Annotated in this window: 3 protein-coding genes; all 3 read left to right on the top strand. The window is 31.5% G+C overall.

The genetic code is table 11. From position 1 onward, the window contains the following. Positions 1-86 precede the first annotated feature (86 nt). Genes CD129_RS11420 through CD129_RS11430 form a run of 3 tightly spaced genes read left to right on the top strand, consistent with a single transcriptional unit; the run spans position 87 to position 2,034 of the window. On the top strand, positions 87-620 hold the full coding sequence (locus tag CD129_RS11420) for a CHAP domain-containing protein (protein ID WP_078358441.1): 534 nt from the start codon (positions 87-89) through the stop codon (positions 618-620). A 13-nt stretch (positions 621-633) separates the two neighbouring features. Further along, positions 634-1,281, top strand: coding sequence for an SDR family oxidoreductase (locus tag CD129_RS11425; protein WP_107509165.1), 648 nt, complete (start codon positions 634-636; stop codon positions 1,279-1,281). An 18-nt stretch (positions 1,282-1,299) separates the two neighbouring features. Then, entirely contained in the window at positions 1,300-2,034 is a 735-nt protein-coding gene (locus tag CD129_RS11430; protein ID WP_107509166.1) for a metallophosphoesterase family protein, read from the top strand. The last annotated feature ends 358 nt before the right edge of the window (positions 2,035-2,392 follow it).

Below are 2,392 nucleotides of genomic sequence, written 5' to 3' on the forward strand. Positions count from 1 at the left end.
CTTTTAAAAGAAGGTAATAAGCACTTTGTTTGATATCGTATTAAATTACTCATATATTTAAAGTATAAGATTTTTAGGAGTGGACTATGAAAAAGTTATTCCGATTTATTGTGTTCATTGCTACATGGACTGCTATTATTGCAATGGCATTTCTTTTTAGAAGCCAAGGTGGATTTGATTTTATAAGTGATTACACTGAAGATATCAAAAAGCAAATAAAGGAAAAAGAAATAGCTATACGGACAGAACAAATTAAGAAAAATGATAAAACAGATGACCGCTCGTTAGGAAATTTTTATCAAGAAGGTCAATGTACATTTTATGTTTATGAAGAAAGATTAAATATTGATAAAAGAATTGGATCATCTTGGGGTGATGCAAAACAGTGGGATGATCGTGCTAAAGATGAAGGTTATAAAGTCGATGGTCAACCAAGAGAAGGTTCTATATTACAAACTGATTATGGTGAATTAGGACATGTTGCGATCGTTAATGAAGTGAAAAGTGACGGTTCTATTGTTGTATCAGATATGAATTATGAAAAGCCATATGAAGTAACAGAAAGGTTAATTACCTCAGATAGATTGCACAATTATCAATTTATACATGAAAAAATTTAAAGGAGTGTTTTAAATGAATATATTCGTAATAGGTGCTAATGGACAAATTGGAAGACATTTAGTAAAAAGTTTAATCGATCAAGGAAATGAAGTAACAGCAGCCATTAGAAAAAATAGCCAAGCAGCTTTCTTTGAAGAATTAGGTGCCAAAACAGTGTCACTTGATTTAGAATATGATGATATTAATGATATTTCTGAAAAAATAAAAGATGCAGATAAAGTTGTGTTTACTGCTGGATCTGGTGGTCACACTGGAGCAGATCAAACGATTATCATTGATTTAGATGGTGCTGTTAAATCAATAGAAGCTAGTAAGAAAGCAGGTACAAAACATTTCGTACTCGTTTCTTCATTTGATACTAGAAGATCAGCATTTGAAGGTGACTTGAAACCTTATACAATTGCTAAACATTATGCTGATGTTCATTTAAGAAATTCTGGTTTACCATATACAATTGTGCATCCAGGATTATTAACTAACGATGATGGATTAGGTAAAGTAGAAATAGCAGAAGAAGTTGAACGCGGAAAAGTACCACGCGAAGACGTTGCTAATGTGATACAAGAAGTATTAAATAATGATGGTAAAATTGGACAAGAATTTCAAGTGGTATCAGGAGACATAGAAATTAAAGAAGCGGTTGAGCAATTTAATAATTAATCATTAAGGAGTTGTATTATGGTTAAATTTGCAATTTTAACAGATATACACGGAAACTATGATGCTTTGACAGCTGTACTTACAGATATAGATAATAAAAAAGACATTAAACACATTTATAATTTAGGCGATAACATTGGTGTCGGACATCAAACGAATGAAGTTCTAGAAGTTATTACAAATAGAGATGATATGACTTATATTGCTGGAAACCATGATGAAGCAATAATGGCAGTTGCTAATAAAGAAGATTATCCTGAAAGTTTAAAAAATAAATTTTATGAACATCATCAATGGATAGTGGAACATTTAGATACTAAATATTATAACTTTTTGAATAACTTGCAACGTGAAGTTACTCAAGATATTGAAGGATTAAAATTTTATTTCACTCATTATCGTATACTTGAAGAAAATATCAAGCAACATATTAGTGACGATCCATTTGAACCAATCGTTGAGCCCTCATTAGAACATGTGCATGGATTATTTAATGGCTTAGATGCAGATTTTGTAACCTTTGGACATAATCATGTATTACACCATTTTGATGATATTGAGACAATATATTTTAATCCAGGATCTGTAGGTTTGAACAATGGCGCTTATGCAGTATATGGAATTGTAGAAGTTAAAGATGGTGCGATAAATGTAGAAAGAATTAAAGTACCATATGATAACCAACCATTCTTAGATGGATTTGATGAGAAAGCCGTACCAGGAAAACAACTAATATTTGAATCATTTATATAGATAAAATAAGTTCGAGGTTGAGACATTTGAATTGTCCCAACCTCGATTTTTTGAAAAAATGAGCTAAGTTGTAGATTAATACAGTAGTTAATCGAAGAGTTTGGGTAAGTTGTAGATTAACTCAGTAGTTAATCGAAGAGTTTGGGTAAGTTGTAGATTAATTCGGCAGTTAATCTAAGAGTTGGGCTGGGTTGTAGATTAACTCAGTAGTTAATCTAAGAGATGGGCTAAGTTGTAGATTAATTCGGCAGTTAATCTAAGAGATGGGCTAAGTTGTAGATTAACTCAGTAGTTAATCGAAGAGTTTGGGTAAGTTGTAGATTAATTCGGCAGTTAATCTAAGAGATGGGCTAAGTTG

The sequence above is a fragment of the Mammaliicoccus fleurettii genome (genome assembly GCF_003970575.1).
Lineage (GTDB): Bacteria > Bacillota > Bacilli > Staphylococcales > Staphylococcaceae > Mammaliicoccus > Mammaliicoccus fleurettii.

Bases quoted from the DNA above. Each gene is read 5' to 3' on its own strand.
- CD129_RS11420 (WP_078358441.1), top strand. From the start codon at position 87: ATGAAAAAGTTATTCCGATTTATTGTGTTCATTGCTACATGGACTGCT.
- CD129_RS11425 (WP_107509165.1), top strand. From the start codon at position 634: ATGAATATATTCGTAATAGGTGCTAATGGACAAATTGGAAGACATTTA.
- CD129_RS11430 (WP_107509166.1), top strand. From the start codon at position 1,300: ATGGTTAAATTTGCAATTTTAACAGATATACACGGAAACTATGATGCT.